Consider the following 1794-nt stretch of genomic DNA (forward strand, 5'->3'; position numbering starts at 1 on the left):
GACGTAGTTGGACCTGGTCCAGGTGTAGGTGGCGCCGTCGAGTTGGTCGGTGACGGTGAACGGGTGGGTGGGGTCGTCGGGCAGGCCGAGGGCGGGCAGGTCGAGGTGGAGGGTGGCTTCGCGGGGGTGGTGGGGGTTGAGGTTGACGACGGTCAGGACGATGTCGTCGAGGTGGCGTTTGGAGAAGGCCAGGAGTTCGGGTTGGTCGATGTGGTGGAAGTGCAGGTTGCGTAGTTGCTGGAGGGCGGGGTGGGTGTTGCGCAGGGTGTTCAGGCGGGTGATCAGGGGGGCGATGGTGGTGCCGGTGCGTTCGGCGGTGTCCCAGTCGCGGGGGCGGTACTGGTATTTCTCCGAGTCGCGGTATTCCTCGCTGCCGGGTCGTACGGGGGTGTTCTCGGATAGTTCGTAGCCGCTGTAGATGCCCCAGGTGGGGGAGAGTAGTGCGGCTAGGACGGCGCGGATTTCGAAGGCGGCGCGGCCGCCGTGCTGGAGGTATTGGTTGAGGATGTCGGGGGTGTTGGTGAACAGGTTGGGGCGCATGTAGTCGGCGGCGGGGCCGGTGAGTTCGGTGAGGTGGTCGCGGAGTTCTTCGGCGTTGTTGCGCCAGGTGAAGTAGGTGTAGGACTGGTGGAACCCGATTTTGGCCAGGGTGTGCATCATGGCGGGCCGGGTGAAGGCCTCGGCCAGGAAGAGGACGTCGGGGTCGGTGGTGTGGATGTCGGCCAGGAGGCGTTCCCAGAAGGCGACGGGTTTGGTGTGGGGGTTGTCGACGCGGAAGATGCGGACGCCGTGGTTCATCCAGTGGTGCAGCACGTTCTTGACGGCGTCGTAGAGGCCGTCGGGGTCGTTGTCGAAGTTGAGGGGGTAGATGTCCTGGTATTTCTTGGGTGGGTTTTCGGCGTAGGCGATGGTGCCGTCGGCGCGGGTGGTGAACCATTGGGGGTGCTGGTGGACCCAGGGGTGGTCGGGGGAGCATTGCAGGGCGAGGTCCAGGGCGATTTCCAGGCCGCAGGTGCCGGCGTAGTCGACGAAGGCGTCGAAGTCGGCCAGGGTGCCCAGGTCGGGGTGGACGGCGTCGTGGCCGCCGTCGGGTGAGCCGATGGCCCAGGGGGAGCCGGGGTCGTACGGGCCGGCGTCCAGGGTGTTGTTGGGGCCTTTGCGGTGGGTGGTGCCGATGGGGTGGATGGGTGGCAGGTAGACCACGTCGAAGCCCATGTCGGCGATGGCGGGCAGGCGTTTCATCGCGGTGCGGAAGGTGCCGGAGGTGGGTCCGCGGCGGCCCATCGGGTCGAAGGAGGCGCCCTCGGAGCGGGGGAAGAACTCATACCAGGCACCGAACAGGGCGCGTTGGCGGTGCACCACCAGCGGATACCAGTCACCCACCGTCAACAGATCCCGCAACGGATGACGTTCGAGGACGTCCTCCACGGTCGGATCGGCCACGGCCTCCATGCGGTCGATGACCGGGATCGTCTCGTCCCCGAGCCGCTTCGCCAGCCGTTCCAGCGTCGGGCGGTCCTTGCTCGGGACGGCCTCGGCCGCGCGCGCGAACAGCAGCGCGCCCTCGGCGAGCATCAGTTCGGCGTCCTGGCCGCGGGGGACCTTGATCTGGGCGTCGTGCCACCAGTGCGCGATCGGGTCGCCCCACGCCTCCACCCGGAACGACCACGACCCCATCTCGGTCGGCGTCACCTGCGCCGACCACCGGTCCAGCCCCTCACCGACCTCGGCCATCCGCCGCGGCGGCAGCTCCTCGCCGTCCGGCGTCCGCAGCACCACCGCCGCACCCAGCAT

General features: G+C 68.2%; 1 protein-coding gene. It reads right to left on the reverse strand.

Annotation, left to right across the window (positions count from 1 at the left end; translation table 11 throughout):
• On the reverse strand, positions 1-1794 hold a 1794-nt coding region (locus ABGB11_RS42290; RefSeq protein WP_347641343.1), incomplete at both ends, for an alpha-1,4-glucan--maltose-1-phosphate maltosyltransferase.

The sequence above is a fragment of the Actinomadura sp. B10D3 genome (assembly GCF_039871695.1).
GTDB classification, from domain to species: domain Bacteria; phylum Actinomycetota; class Actinomycetes; order Streptosporangiales; family Streptosporangiaceae; genus Spirillospora; species Spirillospora madurae.